Below are 585 nucleotides of genomic sequence, written 5' to 3' on the forward strand. Positions count from 1 at the left end.
GCGGCATGATAATAACTCCCCTAAGCGTGTACAGATTTACTTGACCACATCACATTGCTGTTGATACCCTTTTAGTCTGGTGTGGGCGAAGCGCCACGACCTTGATTTAGATTTAGATTCAAATCTAGAAATCATTAGCTGACTAAAGCTGCTAAATCGTTTTGGGGCATAAACGAGTTACCCGTTTATGTGTTGCACTTTATCTATATTGGCTCAATTACTTAAGACCATCACTTCAATCTAATCCATTGCCTGCCGCTGGGATGTTCAGGATGAACGGAATGTCGCGATCACATGGATGTGAAAAAGCGGCCTTTTGTGCAAGCACGACTGTGACACGCTGCAAGTTCATCCCTGAAAACTCGGCCATGACGTCCATGTCATGGACGGTCACAGCCATGCTTACACCCGAATTTTCATCTCTTCGATTTAACTGTATTCGTGACAATTTAAAGAGCTAAAAAGCTCAAGTTGTATAGGTGTTTCGATCTTCTAAGAATGCACAATTTGAATTGAGGTAAGCAAGAAAGTCGCGTGAGTCCAGACAAGGATGTCTGGCTAGCTTTCGAGGGGAAGGGACGCCCC

1 protein-coding gene is annotated in these 585 nt (G+C 44.3%); it reads right to left on the bottom strand.

The annotated features are described in order from the left end of the window. Nucleotides 1-235: 235 nt before the first annotated feature. The gene (locus LMH66_RS20235) at nt 236-448 is read right to left on the bottom strand and encodes a hypothetical protein (protein ID WP_229372720.1); all 213 of its coding nucleotides are present in this window, start codon (nt 446-448) and stop codon (nt 236-238) included. Nucleotides 449-585: the final 137 nt, after the last annotated feature.

Origin of the sequence: Shewanella sp. 10N.7 (assembly GCF_020806285.1) — a bacterium.
GTDB classification, from domain to species: Bacteria; Pseudomonadota; Gammaproteobacteria; order Enterobacterales; family Shewanellaceae; genus Shewanella; species Shewanella electrodiphila.